General features: G+C 63.7%; 11 protein-coding genes. 6 read left to right on the top strand and 5 right to left on the bottom strand.

Annotated elements, in window-relative coordinates:
- Position 1: 1 nt before the first annotated feature.
- The 4 genes from J2X76_RS12280 to J2X76_RS12265 form a co-directional block, all read right to left on the bottom strand.
- Complete coding sequence (locus tag J2X76_RS12280; RefSeq protein ID WP_310216305.1) at positions 2 to 1,645, bottom strand: GumC family protein; 1,644 nt, start codon at positions 1,643 to 1,645, stop codon at positions 2 to 4.
- 107 nt (positions 1,646 to 1,752) lie between these two features.
- On the bottom strand, positions 1,753 to 3,711 hold the full coding sequence (gene asnB, locus J2X76_RS12275) for an asparagine synthase (glutamine-hydrolyzing) (RefSeq protein ID WP_310216302.1): 1,959 nt from the start codon (positions 3,709 to 3,711) through the stop codon (positions 1,753 to 1,755).
- 125 nt (positions 3,712 to 3,836) lie between these two features.
- On the bottom strand, positions 3,837 to 5,210 hold the full coding sequence (locus J2X76_RS12270) for an FAD-containing oxidoreductase (protein ID WP_310216299.1): 1,374 nt from the start codon (positions 5,208 to 5,210) through the stop codon (positions 3,837 to 3,839).
- A complete protein-coding gene (locus J2X76_RS12265; RefSeq protein ID WP_310216295.1) occupies positions 5,207 to 5,683 on the bottom strand; it encodes a DUF4126 family protein in 477 nt (158 codons plus the stop codon). Before J2X76_RS12265 ends, J2X76_RS12270 begins: the two co-directional genes overlap by 4 nt.
- A gap of 277 nt (positions 5,684 to 5,960) precedes the next feature.
- On the opposite strand from J2X76_RS12265, the gene J2X76_RS12260 reads away from it, so the two are divergent.
- The 5 genes from J2X76_RS12260 to J2X76_RS12240 all read left to right on the top strand — a co-directional run bounded on the left by J2X76_RS12260 (position 5,961) and on the right by J2X76_RS12240 (position 12,561).
- Positions 5,961 to 7,790 (top strand): ATP-binding protein, encoded by a 1,830-nt coding sequence (locus tag J2X76_RS12260; RefSeq protein WP_405030024.1) that lies wholly within the window; start codon positions 5,961 to 5,963, stop codon positions 7,788 to 7,790.
- Positions 7,787 to 9,172, top strand: coding sequence for a sigma-54 dependent transcriptional regulator (locus tag J2X76_RS12255; RefSeq protein ID WP_113127910.1), 1,386 nt, complete (start codon positions 7,787 to 7,789; stop codon positions 9,170 to 9,172). The genes J2X76_RS12260 and J2X76_RS12255 overlap by 4 nt, the downstream gene beginning before the upstream one ends.
- A 209-nt stretch (positions 9,173 to 9,381) precedes the next feature.
- Entirely contained in the window at positions 9,382 to 10,365 is a 984-nt protein-coding gene (locus J2X76_RS12250) for a tripartite tricarboxylate transporter substrate-binding protein (RefSeq protein WP_113127909.1), read from the top strand.
- Positions 10,366 to 10,583: 218 nt separating this feature from the next.
- Positions 10,584 to 11,045: a tripartite tricarboxylate transporter TctB family protein gene (locus J2X76_RS12245; protein WP_113127908.1), complete on the top strand. Its 462-nt coding sequence runs from the start codon at positions 10,584 to 10,586 to the stop codon at positions 11,043 to 11,045.
- 10 nt (positions 11,046 to 11,055) lie between these two features.
- Positions 11,056 to 12,561 (top strand): tripartite tricarboxylate transporter permease, encoded by a 1,506-nt coding sequence (locus tag J2X76_RS12240; protein WP_113127907.1) that lies wholly within the window; start codon positions 11,056 to 11,058, stop codon positions 12,559 to 12,561.
- A gap of 93 nt (positions 12,562 to 12,654) precedes the next feature.
- Here the strand turns inward: J2X76_RS12240 and J2X76_RS12235 are convergent, their stop codons facing one another.
- A complete protein-coding gene (locus J2X76_RS12235; RefSeq protein WP_310216288.1) occupies positions 12,655 to 13,707 on the bottom strand; it encodes a LacI family transcriptional regulator in 1,053 nt (350 codons plus the stop codon).
- Between the two features lie 260 nt (positions 13,708 to 13,967).
- On the opposite strand from J2X76_RS12235, the gene J2X76_RS12230 reads away from it, so the two are divergent.
- Positions 13,968 to 15,224 (top strand): ABC transporter substrate-binding protein, encoded by a 1,257-nt coding sequence (locus J2X76_RS12230; protein WP_310216286.1) that lies wholly within the window; start codon positions 13,968 to 13,970, stop codon positions 15,222 to 15,224.
- Positions 15,225 to 15,326 lie beyond the last annotated feature (102 nt).

Raw genomic sequence — 15,326 nt, 5'->3', positions numbered from 1 at the left:
GTCAGGCGAGTTCCCGGCCGGCTTCGCGCATATGGCCGAACAGCCCAAACGTCAGCGCCATCAGCACGCCGAAAATGGCGCCGGCAAAAGCGCCGCCGATCATCAGCAGCACCGAGCTTGGCGGCCAGCTTTTCGATTGCGGCGGCACCGGAGGCGAGATCACCCGGACATTGCTGGTATCGATCTGCTGCCGCTCGCTGATCTGGCGCGTGCGTGACAGATAGGTTTCATAGACCGCTGCCTTGGAGCGGGCATCGCGCTCCAGTTCGCGCAGGCGCACCTGCGCATCGTTTTCGGTAAACACCGTCGAGCGCGAGGCATCGGACTTGCGGCGCAGTTCCTGGAGCGCGCTGTTTGCCTGATCGACATCGGTCTTGGCGGACTGGAGAAGACGGGCGGCTTCCTCCGAGATCGCCCGGTCGACGGATGCCAGTTCCGACTGCAGCGCGACCAGCCGCGGGTGTCGGTTGCCGTAGACCAGCGTCATCGAACTGATCTGCTGCTGCAGGGCGCTGTAGCTGGCGCGCAGGGTGATCATGGTGGCGGAATCGAACACGGCCGAATTGGCAACCCGCCGGTCGGCATAGGCCGATTGCAGCTGCTTGTAGCGGGTATCGGCCTGGATCAGCCGCTGCTGGGCGTCGAGGACCTGGGTGTCGAGCGCGCCGGAAATGCGGGTGCTGGTGAGCTCGCCGGCGGTCGACTGCAGGTCGTTCTGGCGCTTGAACTGCTCGACCTTTTCCTCCGCCTCGGTCACCGATCGGCGCAGTTCGTCGAGCCGGCTGTTGAGGCCGACCGCAAGCTGGCCGGCGCTCTCCGACGAGGACTTGAACAGCTCGCCTTCGAAGGCCGAAACGATCGCGTTCGACAGCTTGATCGATTTGTCCGCGTCTCCGGTCCAGACGGAGAGGACGACGACGAACGAGCCGTCGTTGCGCGTCGCGGTGATCTGCTTTTCGAGCTGGCGCAGCACGCTCAGCTGCCTGTCCTCGGGGATGGACGGCGAGGAGAACAGGCGGCGCAGACCGTCGAGCCGTCCGGGGCGGTTGAATTCGGGGTCCTGCGTCAGGTTGAGATCGTTGATGACCTTGTTCAGCACGTTGCGCGACGTGAGGACCCGCAGCTTGCTCTCGACTTCCAGAAGCTGGGAATCGCGCTGCGGATTGGCGGAAAAGACGTCGTCGGAAACGAGGTTCAGGTTGGACGGATCGATGATGATCTCGGTGCTGACCGTATAGCGCGGCGAGGCAACGGCCGCGTAGAGCAGCGCCAGCACGGCACCGAGGATCGCGGCGGCTATGATCCGCAGAAAGCCCTTGCGCAGCCAGCGGATGATATCGGTGAAATGAATATCCGTCAGGCTGTGAAGCTGTGCCTCGAGCCGTTTTTCAAACGGAATGTCGTCATATCGCATCCGGTCGTCATCTTCCCGTTCATAGGCGGGCGGGCGACGATGATAGTCCGAACGGGACCGATAGTCAGGTAGCGAAGAAGGACGAGGATACTGGCGCACCGGGGGCCGTTCTTCCGGCTCCTGTTCGTCTTGGATCGGATGGTCGAGGAGGGAATTCTGGTATTCGCTGCGAGAGCGCAACGCCCGGGCCGATGCCGACCGCCGAGTATGTGGCTCCTTCGGCTCGTACATGGACTACCTCCGCCCTTCCGCCACAGCGAAAGAACCTACAATTGGACACACTCCGGCGATCATGCCGAATTGTCGTGAATTTTAGGTTAATTGAAGATTTTCAATGGCTAATACGCGACCTTGCGAATGGTCTGCGTGTTGTCTGCGGCGGATCGGGAAAAACCCTTCAGCCAGAGCTGGGTGGACAATATGCCGACGAAGGCCGCGTTGTCGCGGAACCCGGAGACGGGCTGCGTCCGGCATTTCTGATGCAGTTTCGCGACGGCCCTCGGATTGAAGAGGCCCGAGGCGGCGATTGCCTGTTCGCCCAGCATCTCGCCGACATAGGCCTGTTCGTTGTTGCCGGCGAACGAGCGGCTGTCCGGGGCGCGATAGGGTTGTTTCGGGCGCTTGCTGATGATGTCGGGCAGCAGATCGCTGGCGACCCGGCGCAGGATGTGCTTTTCCTCGAGGCCCTTGAGCTTCATGCCGGGAGTGAGCCGGCCGGCGAACTCGACCAGCCGGTGATCGAGGAACGGGAAACGGCCTTCGATCCCGTGGGCCATCGCCATGCGGTCGCCCTGGCTCGACAGGATGTAACCGGGCAACAGGAAGCGGCTTTCGAGATATTGCGCCTGGTGCAGCGGATGCCAGCGGCGGAAATTTTCCGGCAGGCGGGAGGCAAGTTCCTCGGCCGCGTCATAGCCGCCGAGCGTGGCGCGGAGATCGTCGGAGTAGAAGATCTTGGCCGCCGCGGTGGAGCGGAAGCGCGGGCGGTGGGAGAAGAGCGGATCGTCCGCCATATCGTTTCCGGCACCGAAGAAGGCTGCGAGATATTCGGAAGACTGCTGCTTCAACCCCGGCAGATAGGGATAGAGCTTGCGAAAAAGATGCGGCCGCATTTTCGATCCGGGCTGGCGGGCACAGAAACGGCGGACACGGGCCTCGCGAAAGATGTCGTAGCCGGCGAATATCTCGTCGGCGCCTTCCCCGGTCAGCACCACCTTCATGCCGGCATCGCGGACGAGGCCGGAGAGGCGGTAGAGCGGGGCAGGGGCGGTGCGCAGGACGGGCCGTTCCGTGAAGCGGATCACATCCGGAAAACTCGCGGCGATATCGGCGGAACCGCTCGCGACGGCGCGGTGACGGGTACCAAGCGCTTCCGCCACCTGTCGCTGGAAGGCGCTTTCGTCGTGTTCGGCATCGTCGAAGGTGACCGAGAACGTGTTGAGGCCGTTCGGCGCCATCGGTGCGGCAAGCGCTGATATCAGCGAGGAGTCGAGCCCGCCGGAAAGATAGGCGCCCACCGGCACGTCGGCGCGCATGCGCAGCCGCGTCGCATCGGTCAGCAGCGCCCGCAATTCCTCTTCCCTGACCGACTGATCGGCTATGGCATGATCGCCCGCATCCGGGAAATCGAGCACCCAATAGGGCCGGGTTTCGGTGCGGCCGTTCTGGGCGATCATCAGATGGCCGGGTTCGAGTTCGAAAACGCCCTTGAAGGCGGTGCGCGGCGGGATCGGCGCCCAGAGGGTAAAAATCTGGTCGAGCGCGACCGGATCGAGTTCGGCCTCGATGCCCGGCACTTGCAGAAGCGCCTTGATCTCGGAGGCGAAATAGAGCGAACCCTTGTTCTCGGCATAAAAGAGCGGCCTGACCCCCATCCGGTCGCGGGCGAGCATCAGCCGGCGCTCGCGGTGATCCCAGATCGCGAAGGCATAGTCGCCGTTGAGGCGAGACAGGCAGGCTTCGCCATAGGTCGCGTAGAGCTGCAGCAGGACTTCCGTATCGCTGCCGGTGCGAAAGACGATGCCGCGCGCCTTCAGTTCGTCGCGCAGTTCGACATAGTTGAAGATCTCGCCGTTGAAGACGATGGTGAAGCGGTTTTCGGCATCCGTCATCGGCTGCTGGCCGTCGGCGAGCCCTACGATCGACAGGCGGACATGCGCAAGACCCAGGCCGGGGGCGGCGAAAATGCCTTGTCCGTCCGGCCCGCGATGGGCGATCGCCTGTGCCATGGACGACAGCAGCGCCTCCGGATTTCCGGAGCCATATGCCTCACCGACGAAGCCCGCAAAACCGCACATCTGTTTCCATCATGAACAGGGACACTGATGCCGATCGTCATAGACGGAAATGCTTGCCGGCCCGCTTAGAGGATCGATAAAATTGTAATCGTGTCCAAAAGAGGCTCAGATCGGCCGCTTCCCGGTCAAACCGGCTTCATGCCAAGGACAACCGTCGGCCAGAACTCCGAGACCGTCGGATGGATCGGCACCGCCCAGCGCAGCGTATCGTAGGTGGCGCCGGCATTCATCATGTCGAGCACGCCGTGGATCGATTCATCGCCGCCGGTGCCGAGGATGGCGGCGCCGAGGATTTCGTGCGTGTCCGCATCGGCCACGAACTTCATCAGGCCCTGCGTTTCGCCCTTTTCGACGGCGCGCCCGACCCTTGCCATGGACTGACGGCCGACCAGGACCTTGCGGCCGGATTTAAGGGCCTCCGCCTCGGTCATGCCGATGCGGCCGAGCGGCGGGTCGATGTAGAGCGCATAACCGACCTTTCGGTCGGAGACCTTGCGGTTCTCGCCGTCGAAGAGGTTGGCGGCGATGATCTCGAAGTCGTTATAGGCGGTGTGGGTGAAGGCGCCCCGGCCATTGCAGTCGCCCATCGCCCAGATGCCGGCGACATTGGTGGAGAGGTCGTCGCCGACCTTGATGTAGCCACGCGCGTCCAGCTCGACGCCGGCCTTGTCGAGGCCGAGATCGTCGGTGTTCGGACGGCGGCCGACCGCGAGCAGCACGTCGGAGCCGATCACTTCCGGCGCGCCCTGCGTGCAGTCGACACCGACCGCGACACCGTCTTCATGCTTGCGGAAACGGATGCATTCGGCGCCGGTGCGGACATGGATGCCTTCGGCTTCGAGGATTTCGCGGATTGCCTGCGAGATTTCCTCGTCCTCGCGGCCGACAAGGCGCGGCCCTTTTTCGACGACGGTCACTTCGGCACCGAAACGGCGGTAGATCTGCGCGAATTCCAGGCCGATATAGCTGCCGCCGACGATGACCAGGTGTTTCGGCACCCGGTCGAGCAAAACGATATCGCTGTTGGTCATGTAGGGCACATCGTCGATGCCGGGGAAATCCGGGATCGCGGCGCGGCCGCCGACATTGAGGAAGATCTGCGGCGCGGTCAGGACTTCGTCGCCGACGCGGATGGTGTTCCTGTCTTCGAAGCGGGCATGGCCGCGGATCAGCGTGCAGTTCGGCATGCCTTCCAGCCAGCTCTCGTTGCCCTGGCGCGAGTCGAGCGTCACCTTGTGCGAACGGCGCATGACGGCCGGCATATCGATCTTCACCGGGCTGTCGAGAACGACACCGTAGTCCCCGCCACGGCGGGCGACATGAGCGGCATAGGCGCTGGCGACGAGCGTCTTGGTCGGTTTGCAGCCGGTGTTGACGCAGGTGCCGCCGACATGTTTGCGCTCGATGATCGCAACGGTCTTGCCGGCGTCGTTGAAGCGTCCGGCGAGCGAGGGGCCGGCCTGGCCGGCCCCGATGATGATCGCGTCGAAGGTTTTCATACCGCGCCTGCGACGGGTAGGGACGCAACGATCAGATAGGCGCCGATGATGGCGACAGCGTCCTCGATGAAGGCGGCCGGAGGATCCTTGCCGAAGCTGGCGGCCAGCTTGGCGCGGACGGCAGCGCCGCCATAGGTGCCGATTGCGGCGCCGATAATGCCGGCAATCAGGCCGACGATCCAGCCGCCATAGGGCGTGCCGATCGCGGCACCCGTGAGCGCACCCATGATCAGGCGGGCGCCGAACTGTTGCGGCACCTTGCGGCTCGGCGTGGAGGGAAGCTGGTCAGTGACGAGCTCGACGACGGCAAGGATGGTGAATATGCCGACGGCCCAGATCGTGCCCATGAAGGAGAGCCAGGAACCGGAGAGATTGAGCCAGCCGAGATAGGCGGCCCAGGCGATCGCGGCGGGTGCGGTCATGGCGCGAAGGCCGGCGACGATACCGATCAGCAATGCGAGCAGATAAACCATAAAACCCCCTTGCGCCGCCTTTGCGGCTTTCCCCGTTGTGCGCCTGTGATCGAAGCATGATCGGGTGCGAAGTCAAGCAGTAGGGGAGCATTATTACGAGAATACGAGGAATGATTGCAGAATCCAGCCCCCGCTTGCTTGTCTCCCGAAAGCCGAAAGGCGGCCAGGGCCCTGATTTGACAGGGCGGAAGGATTTTATGGAAATCGGCAGTGCAGCGGTTAGAATACGCTTTTGGCCGTCGCGGGAGGCGGTTAAGCCAAGTGGAGGAACCCGGGCCTGTTCAGATATCGCTTTCTTCTGCCCCTGGCCCTGCTTGCGGCGATCGGTGTGGCGCTGGTCTTCAAGGGCAGCGATATCGCCGCGCGCGGTTACATCGACGAGGCCGAGATCCAGGCGGGCACGACGCTGCGTCTGGCCGTGTCGGCGCTGGACGGCCATCTGAAGCGTTACGAGGCGCTGCCGGCCCTCATCGCCGACCAGGGCAATATCGAGGCCCTGATCCTCGATCCGAAGAACGAGACGCTGCGGGCGACGACCAACGCCTATCTCAAGGACATCAACGCGCTTCTGAAATCCTCCGACATCTATGTGATGACCATGGATGGCGAGACGATCGCCGCCAGCAATTACGACAGCCCGGTCAGCTTCGTCGGCGAGAACTTCATCTACCGACCTTATTTCCAGGATGCCGCAGAGGGCCGCCAGTCGCGCTTTTACGCGCTCGGCACCACGTCTTCGAAGCGCGGCTATTATTTCGGGTCGCCGATCGAGATCGGCGGCGCCATCCGCGGCGTGATCGTCTTCAAGGTGGATATCGACAGCCTCGAAGCCTCCTGGGGCGGCGGCGACGACCGGATTTTCGTGTCGGATCCCGAAGGCATCATCTTCATGACCGGCAGCCCGGAATGGCTTTACGCCAGTATCCTGCCGCTGACGCCCGACCGGATCGCCCGCACGGAGGCGTCGCGGCGTTATGCGGATGCAAAACTGCGGGAACTGCCGGTCAAGCGCGGCAGTTTCGCTGGCCGTGACGTCATGACCATCCGCGACGGCGGAGCCGAGAAGGAATATCTCGTCGTATCGCAACCGATGCCGGATGCCGGCTGGACCGTCAACGTGCTGATGGATACCGGTTCGGTCCATACCCAGGCAAAGACCGCGACGGTTGCGGCGCTGCTGACGCTCTGCCTTGCCGGCCTCGGGCTCGCCATCGTCCTCCAGCGCCGGGCGAGGCTCAACGAACGGCTGATGCTGCAGGCGGAGGCCCGCAACGAGCTGGAACACCGGGTTGCCGAGCGCACCGCCGACCTTGCCCGGGTCAACAGCCGCATCGAGGAGGAGATCGCCGAACGGCGGCTGACCGAACAGCGGCTGCGCCAGACCCAGGCCGATCTCATCCAGGCCGGCAAGCTCGCCGGCCTCGGCCAGATGTCGGCGGCCCTGTCGCACGAACTCAACCAGCCGCTCGCCGCCGCCAAGACCTATGCGGAAACGACCGGCGTGCTGATCGATCTCGGCCGTACCGACGATGCGCGCGACAATGTCCGGCGCATTTCGGCGCTGATCGACCGCATGGCCTCGATCAGCAAGCATCTGCGCAATTTCGCCCGCAAGCCGAACGAAAAGCTCGGCGCCGTTGCGCTGGACGATGTGGTGCGCGACACGCTGGAGATCGTCGCGGTGCGCCTGAAGACGGCGGATGCGGAGCTCGAGCTCGATCTCGATCCCGGCATTCCCCCGGTCAGGGCCGGCGCCGTGCGCCTCCAGCAGGTTCTGGTCAACATCATCACCAACGCGGCGGATGCGGTCGAAGGCCTCGATGACCGGCGCATTACCGTCTCCGCCAGCCAGGCGGACGGCAAGGTCCTGGTCTCGGTGCGCGACCGCGGGCCGGGCGTCGCGGCTGCCATCCACGAGCGCATCTTCGATCCGTTCTTCACCACCAAGGGGGTCGGCAAGGGCCTCGGCCTGGGATTGTCGATCTCCTACAATATCATCAAGGATTTCGGCGGCAGCCTGAGCGTCGCCGATCACCCGGAAGGCGGCGCGGTCTTCCTGATCGAACTGGACGTCGCCGACGGCAATGTCCTGGAGGCAGCCGAGTGAGCGAGCAACGGGTTCTGCTGGTCGACGACGAGGAGGAACTGCGCCGTTCGACGGCGCAGGCGTTGGAACTGTTCGGCCTGTCGGTCCAGACTTTTTCGAATGCCGACCACGTGCTGGAACTGACCGGCTTCGGCTTCGACGGTGTCGTGGTCAGCGATATCCGCATGCCGGGCACCGACGGGATGACGTTGCTGCAGAAGATCCGCGAGCTCGATGCGGAAATCCCGGTCATCCTGGTCACCGGTCATGGCGATGTGCAGCTTGCGGTCAAGGCCATGCGGGAAGGCGCTTACGACTTCCTCGAAAAGCCGTTCACGCCGCAGCATCTCGCCGGCATCATCCGCCGCGCGCTCGACCGGCGCAGCCTGGTGATGGAAAACCGTCGCCTCAGGGCCGTCGCCGGCAAGCGCGACGATGTCGAGGCCCGGCTTCCCGGCCGCACCCAGGTGATGGTCGATCTCCGTTACCGGATCCGGGCGATCGGCGCGGCCGACGCCGATACGCTGATCATCGGCGAAACCGGCGCCGGCAAGGAAGTGGTGGCGCGGGCGCTGCACGACATCAGCTCGCGCGCCAACCGGCCGTTCATCGCCATCAATTGCGCAGCGCTTCCCGAAAACCTGATCGAGAGCGAGCTGTTCGGCCACGAAGCCGGCGCCTTTCCCGGCGCGCTGCGGCCGCGCTACGGCAAGTTCGAACACGGCCGCGGCGGCACGATCCTGCTTGACGAGATCGGCTCGATGCCGGTCGACCTGCAGGCGAAATTTTTGCGCGTGCTGCAGGAGCGGGTCATCACCCGGCTCGGCTCCAACGAGACCGTGCCGCTCGACGTGCGTTTCATCGCCACCAGCAAGGTGGATCTGGAAGCGGAAGTGGCGGCTGGCCGGTTCCGCGCCGACCTTTTCTACCGGCTCAACGTCGCGACCATCCATGTGCCGTCGCTCATGCAGCGGCGGGCGGATATCCCGCTTCTGTTTCTCCAGCTGGTGCGGGAGGCGGCTGCCCGCTACGGCCGCGAAGACCTGGACGTGCCGGCCGAGGTAATCTCGGCGATCGCCCTGCGCGACTGGCCGGGCAATGTCCGCGAACTGCGAAACGCCGCCGACCGGCTGGTGCTCGGCCTCGACCCGAAACCCGGCGAAACGGGCGGGGTGGTGAAGGACGGGGTCAGGGACGGGCAGGGGAGGCTCGCCGACAAGGTGGCGGCCTTCGAACGCAATCTCATCGCCGGCGAGATCGCCGCGCATGGCGGAGCGCTCAGGCCGGTCTACGAATCCCTTGGGATTTCCCGCAAGACGCTCTACGAGAAGATGCAGAAATACGGGCTCGACAAGAAGCTGCTCGGGCCTGAGCATATGCTGCAGGACGACAGGGACGGCTGATTGCGGCGGCATGTGTGGATATCCACCCATCCTTTTTGTCGATTGTTCCCGAATCCACCCATATTGCGGCGCGATATCTCCGGAAATGGTGTTTTAGGGCTTTAGCAACGATTGCGCGTGTTCCGCGTCTTGCCGCAAATGGTCCCCAGGTTGGCGTCGGAGGAAATTTGCGCGCCGGCTGAACAAAGTTTCATCCTGGAGGAGCCCCGATGAAAATCCTGAACGCCGTTCTCGGCGCAACCGCTCTTGCGGCGCTTTCCCTTTTCTCCGCTTCCGCCAACGCCGCCGGTTATCCCGAGCGCCAGATCACCATGATCGTGCCGTTTGCGGCCGGCGGCCCGACCGACACGGTCGCGCGTCTCGTCGCCGAATCCATGTCGAAGGATCTCGGCCAGCAGGTCATCGTCGAAAACGTCGGCGGTGCCGGCGGTACGCTCGGCGCTGCCCGCGTCGCGAATGCCGAAGCCGACGGCTACACCGTTCTCCTGCACCATATCGGCATGGCGACCAGCGCCTCGCTCTACCGCAAGCTGCCCTATGACACGCTCAACGCCTTCGACTATGTCGGCCTCGTCACCGACGTTCCGATGACGCTTCTCGCCCGCAAGGACATGCCGGCCACCGATCTCAAGGGCCTCATCGAATACGCCAAGGCCAACAAGGACAAGGTGACGGTCGCCAATGCCGGCATCGGCGCGGCCTCGCATCTGTGCGGCATGCTGTTCATGAGCTCGATCCAGACCTCGCTCGTCACCGTTCCCTACAAGGGCACCGGTCCGGCGATGACCGATCTTCTCGGCGGCCAGGTCGATATCATGTGCGACCAGACCACCAATACCACCAAGCAGATCCAGGGCGGCACCGTGAAGGCCTATGCCGTCACCTCGCCGGCACGCCTCAACGTCCTCAAGGACATCCCGACCGTCAAGGAAGCGGGCCTGCCGCAGATGGAAGTCGGTATCTGGCACGGTCTTTACACGCCGAAGGGTGCCCCGAAGGATGCGATCGAAAAGCTCAACAAGGCCCTCAAGTCTGCCCTGAAGAGCCCGAGCGTCGCTGCCCGCTTCGCCGAACTCGGCACCGAGCCGTCGCCGGACAACGACGTCACGCCCGCGGCGCTGAAAGCCAAGCTCGAAAGCGAAATCGCCCGCTGGAAGCCGGTCATCCAGGCTGCCGGCCAGTACGCGGATTGAGCTTCGCTGACGCAACGTACGCCTTCTGCCCTCTGATCGAGGCTGCCCCTCACCCTAACCCTCTCCCCGCTCGCGGGGAGAGGGGACCTGCCAAGCCCATCTTCTGCGATCCGGGAAGTCGGTGCGGCATATCCCTTCTCCCTGCGAGTGGGGAGAAGGTGCCGGCAGGCGGATGAGGGGCAAGCCCCCCAAGCATCTCCACCGTTCACGGAGACACCATGAATTCCCTGAAATTCGACACCGTCAATCTGATCTGCGGGCTGCTGCTGATCGCGACAGGCCTGTTTTTCGCCTACCAGTCGATCGAACTCGAACTCGGCACGGCGCTCAGGATGGGGCCTGGTTATTTCCCGTTCATCCTCGCCTGTGCGCTCATCCTGTTCGGCGCGATCATCCTCGTCCAGTCGATGCGGCTGGAGGGAGCGCCGGTCGGAGCGCTTGCCTGGCGCGGCATGTTCTTCATCCTGCCGGCGCCGGTCTTCTTCGGGCTCACGGTGCGCGGTCTCGGCTTCGTGCCGGCAATCTTCATCACCGCTCTGATCGCCGCTTTTGCCTCCAGCCGGATGAAACCGCTGCCCGCGCTTATCCTGTCGGCAGTACTGACGGTCTTCTCGGTCGCGGTCTTCAGCTATGGCCTCGGCCTTCCGTTCCGCCGTTTCGGGCCCTGGCTCGGTTATTGAGGATTAATCGATGGATCTGTTCAATAACCTCGCGCTCGGCTTCGCGACTGCCTCGTCTCTGGAAAACCTGTTCTTCTGCCTCATCGGCGTGTTGCTCGGCACCCTGATCGGCGTGCTGCCCGGCATCGGCGCCACGGCGACCATCGCCATGCTTTTGCCGATCACCTTCCAGCTCGAGCCGGTCTCCTCGCTGATCATGCTCGCCGGCATCTATTACGGGGCGCAATACGGCGGTTCGACCACGGCGATCCTGATCAACATGCCGGGCGAATCCTCCTCCGCCGTCACCGCCATCGACGGTTACCAGATGGCGCGCAAGGGCAAGGCGGGCGCGGCGCTGGCGATCGCCGCGATCGGCTCCTTCTTCGCCGGCACGGTCTCGACCTTCCTCGTGGCGATCTTCGCGCCGCCGCTCACCAAGATCGCGCTGCAGTTCGGCGCCGCCGAATATTTCTCGCTGATGGTGGTCGGCCTCGTCTCCTCGATCGCGCTCGCCCACGGCTCGATCATCAAGGCGCTTGCCATGGTGGCGCTCGGCCTGCTGCTCGGCCTCGTCGGCACCGACATCTACACCGGCACGCCGCGCTTCACGCTCGGCATCCGCGAATATGCGGACGGGCTGAATTTCGTGGCGGTCGCGGTCGGCGTGTTCGGCATCGCGGAAATCCTGCGCAATCTCGAAAGCGAAAAGACCCGTTCGGTGCTGATGGCCAAGGTCAGCGGCCTGATGCCGAGCCGGGAAGACTTCAAGGCAATGATCGGGCCGGTCATCCGCGGCACGGTCGTCGGCTCGATCCTCGGCATCCTGCCGGGCGGCGGCGCCATCCTTGCGGCCTTTGCGTCCTACACGATCGAAAAGAAGGTCTCCAAACATCCGGAAGAATTCGGCCATGGGGCCGTCGCCGGCGTCGCCGGGCCGGAATCGGCCAACAATGCCGGTGCGCAGACCTCGTTCATCCCGCTGCTGACCCTCGGCATTCCGGCCAATCCGGTCATGGCGCTGATGGTGGGGGCGATGATCATCCAGGGCATCGTACCCGGCCCGAACGTCGCGACCGAGCAGCCGGCGCTGTTCTGGGGCATCATCGCCTCGATGTGGATCGGCAACCTGATGCTCGTCGTGCTCAACCTGCCGCTGATCGGGCTGTGGGTGAAGCTGCTGACCATTCCCTATTACGTGCTGTTTCCGATCATCATGGCCTTCTGCGCCATCGGGGTCTACAGCGTCAACTCGAACGTCTACGATCTCTATGCGGTCGCCTTCTTCGGCCTCATCGGCTACGCGCTGGTGAAGCTGCGCTGCGAGCCTGCGCCGCTCCTGCTCGGCTTCGTGCTCGGCCCGCTTCTCGAAGAAAACCTGCGGCGGGCGATGATCCTGTCGCGCGGTGATCCCATGACCTTCGTCCAACGTCCCATCAGCGCGGCCCTTCTCTTCCTCGCGGCCCTCGTCCTCGTCATCGTCTTTCTGCCGAGCGTCAAGGCAAAGCGTGAGGTCGTCTTCCAGGAAGAGGATTGAGAAGCTGCGGACAGCGCCGCGCGAGGAGACGCGCGGCGCTGAAACCCTTCCGCATGGCTTCCTGACGGGCCGTGCGGGCGGCGCTCCGGGTGGTCAGACCGTCTGGAGCGCCTGCAATTCATGGATGGGGGCAGGGCCGCCGATCCGCTTCAGGAGCAGCTTGCCCATGAGGAAGCCCGCTTCGGTCAGGTCCTCGTAGATCGTCTCGACGCGGGGACGGATCTGGTCGAACAGGCCCGAGGTCTGTTTCGCCACCAGCCTGATATCCTTGCCCAGTTCCAGGCTATGATCATAGGCGGATGCCATGACGGCGAGTGCCGAGACCTCGCCGCCGCAGATATAGCCGTCCGGGCGCTCCGGCTCGCCCATGCGGCGGAAAACGTAATCGCGGATGTCGTCCGATTTGCTGTCGAGCGTCACGCCCTTGGCGATCTCGAAGCCGACACCTTCTTCGCGTACCGCCGTCATGAACCCGTGCTTCAGATGGTGGGCGAAGGTGAAGCGCTCCGGCGGCAGGATGATCGAGAGCTTGCTTGCGCCGGCGGCGATCAGTTTTTTCGCGGCCTGATAGGCGAAGCTGTAATTGTCGTAGTCGACGTAAGGATGGGCCGTCGCAAGCTCGGTCCGGCCGTGACAGATGAACGGAAAGTTGTTCTCCATCAAAAGTTTGACGCGCTCGTCCCCCGGTTCGGTGCGGGTGAAGACGATGCCGTCGGCCATGCGGTTGCGCATGATGTGGCGCACCGGTTCGATCTGCGGCGTATCGGAAAAATGCGGTGTGATGACGAGGTGATAGGCGGTGCCGCGCAGGGCTTCCGTAAGGCCGTTGATCATCGAGGTGGCATAGCCGAGGATTTCCTCATGCGGGTCGAGGACGAGGCTGATGACATTGGTGCGGCCGGTGCGCAGCCGCTGCGCCGCCCGGTCCGGCAGATAGCCGATGTCGGCTGCGACCTGCCGCACGCGCTGGCGGGTTTCGAGCGCGATCTGCGGCGCATCGGCAAGCGCGCGCGATACGGTTGTGACGGCAAGGCCGGTCAGTTCGGCAACGGTCTTCAGGGTAGGCTTCGCATCCGCGCCGGATCTGGCGACCAACCGCTCCGACTTCGCCCGCCGACCTTTTTCCTTCAGGTCATCCAGCGACATATCCTCGTCTCCTCCGCTCCCGCCCCAAAATCGGAGCGAGCCTCATCTATATCGTTACAAATTTTCCGTCCGCCGCCAGGAATTTTTCTCGATTCCTGAGGAAAATTTTGCCAACTCCTAAATTTGCAAGTTTTTTCATCATGTTAGATGCTTCGCGGATGACGCAAAAAACTCCTCCGGCCGGGTTGACACCGACCGTAATTATATCGTTATAAATCGCAATATCCGGAGAGGAGCCCGGATGCAAAGGGAGATTCTCAATGAATATTCGAATGATTGCCAAACTCGCCGCTAGTGCGGCGCTTATCGCCATGACTGCCGGTGTTGCCAAGGCCGCAGAACAGGTCGAAGTCCTGCACTGGTGGACTTCGGGCGGCGAAGCTGCAGCACTCAACGTGCTGAAGGAAAACCTGCAGAAGGAAGGCGTTGCCTGGAAGGACATGCCGGTTGCCGGCGGTGCAGGTTCCGCGGCGATGACCGCGCTGCGCGCCCGCGTCACGGCCGGCGACCCGCCGACCGCCGTCCAGCTGCTCGGCTTCGACCTGAAGGACTGGGCTGAAATGGGCGTCGCCGCAAACCTCGACGACCTCGCCCAGAAGGAAGGCTGGGACAAGGTCATTCCGGCTGCCCTGCAGAACTTCTCGAAGTACAACGGCCACTGGATTGCCGCTCCGGTGAACATCCACTCCACCAACTGGCTGTGGATCAACAAGGCGGCGCTCGACAAGGCCGGCGGCAAGGTTCCGACCAATATCGCCGAGCTCATCACCCTGCTGGACGCCTTCAAGGGCCAGGGCCTCACCGCTCTCGCCCACGGCGGCGTTCCGTGGCAGGACGGCACGCTCTGGGAAGCCGTCGTGCTTTCGACCGGCGGTCCGGACTTCTACAAGAAAGCCGTTCTCGACCTCGATCCGGCCGCTCTTTCCGGCGACACGATGAAGAAGGTCTTCGACACGATGTCGAAGCTGCGCACCTATTTCGACCCGAACTTCTCGGGCCGCGAATGGAACCTGTCGACCGCCCTCGTCATCGAAGGCAAGGCCGGCGCCCAGGAAATGGGCGACTGGTCCAAGGGCGAATGGCTGCGCGCCAACAAGAAGCCAGGCACCGACTTCGTCTGCATCCGCTTCCCCGGCACACAGGGCTCGGTTCTCTTCAACGCCGACCAGTTCATGATGTTCGACGTGGGCAAGGGTCAGCGCGACGCACAGCTCAAGATGGCATCCGCCGTCGAGAACCCGGGCTTCCAGATTGCCTTCAACACGGTCAAGGGTTCGGTCCCGGCCCGTACCGACGTCGCCAACGACAAGTTCGACGATTGCGGCAAGAAGGGCATGGCGGACCTCGCCGAAGCCTCTTCCAAGGGCACGCTGATGGGCTCGCTCGCCCATGGTTACGCTCAGCCGGCCGCCATCAAGGAAGCCATGCTGGACGTCATCACCCAGCACCTCAACGGCCAGCTGACCACCGAAGCAGCGCTGAAGCGCCTGCCGGAAGCGGTCAAGGCTGCCAAGTGATCGACTGATCGCACAATTCTGACATGCGGGTGGCCGGGGACAACCCCGGCCACTTTTCAAATTCCGGCTTGCCGGTATCTTTTAGTTCTGGTGTCTGCCGGA

Source organism: Neorhizobium sp. 2083 (genome assembly GCF_031455615.1).
In the GTDB taxonomy this organism is placed as follows: domain Bacteria; phylum Pseudomonadota; class Alphaproteobacteria; order Rhizobiales; family Rhizobiaceae; genus Neorhizobium.
The sequence above is the reverse complement of the archived record's forward strand: the minus strand, read 5'-3'. Positions and strand labels throughout refer to the sequence as shown.

Bases quoted from the DNA above. Each gene is read 5' to 3' on its own strand.
- J2X76_RS12280 (WP_310216305.1), bottom strand. From the start codon at position 1,645: ATGTACGAGCCGAAGGAGCCACATACTCGGCGGTCGGCATCGGCCCGG.
- asnB (WP_310216302.1), bottom strand. From the start codon at position 3,711: ATGTGCGGTTTTGCGGGCTTCGTCGGTGAGGCATATGGCTCCGGAAAT.
- J2X76_RS12270 (WP_310216299.1), bottom strand. From the start codon at position 5,210: ATGAAAACCTTCGACGCGATCATCATCGGGGCCGGCCAGGCCGGCCCC.
- J2X76_RS12265 (WP_310216295.1), bottom strand. From the start codon at position 5,683: ATGGTTTATCTGCTCGCATTGCTGATCGGTATCGTCGCCGGCCTTCGC.
- J2X76_RS12250 (WP_113127909.1), top strand. From the start codon at position 9,382: ATGAAAATCCTGAACGCCGTTCTCGGCGCAACCGCTCTTGCGGCGCTT.
- J2X76_RS12245 (WP_113127908.1), top strand. From the start codon at position 10,584: ATGAATTCCCTGAAATTCGACACCGTCAATCTGATCTGCGGGCTGCTG.
- J2X76_RS12240 (WP_113127907.1), top strand. From the start codon at position 11,056: ATGGATCTGTTCAATAACCTCGCGCTCGGCTTCGCGACTGCCTCGTCT.
- J2X76_RS12235 (WP_310216288.1), bottom strand. From the start codon at position 13,707: ATGTCGCTGGATGACCTGAAGGAAAAAGGTCGGCGGGCGAAGTCGGAG.
- J2X76_RS12230 (WP_310216286.1), top strand. From the start codon at position 13,968: ATGAATATTCGAATGATTGCCAAACTCGCCGCTAGTGCGGCGCTTATC.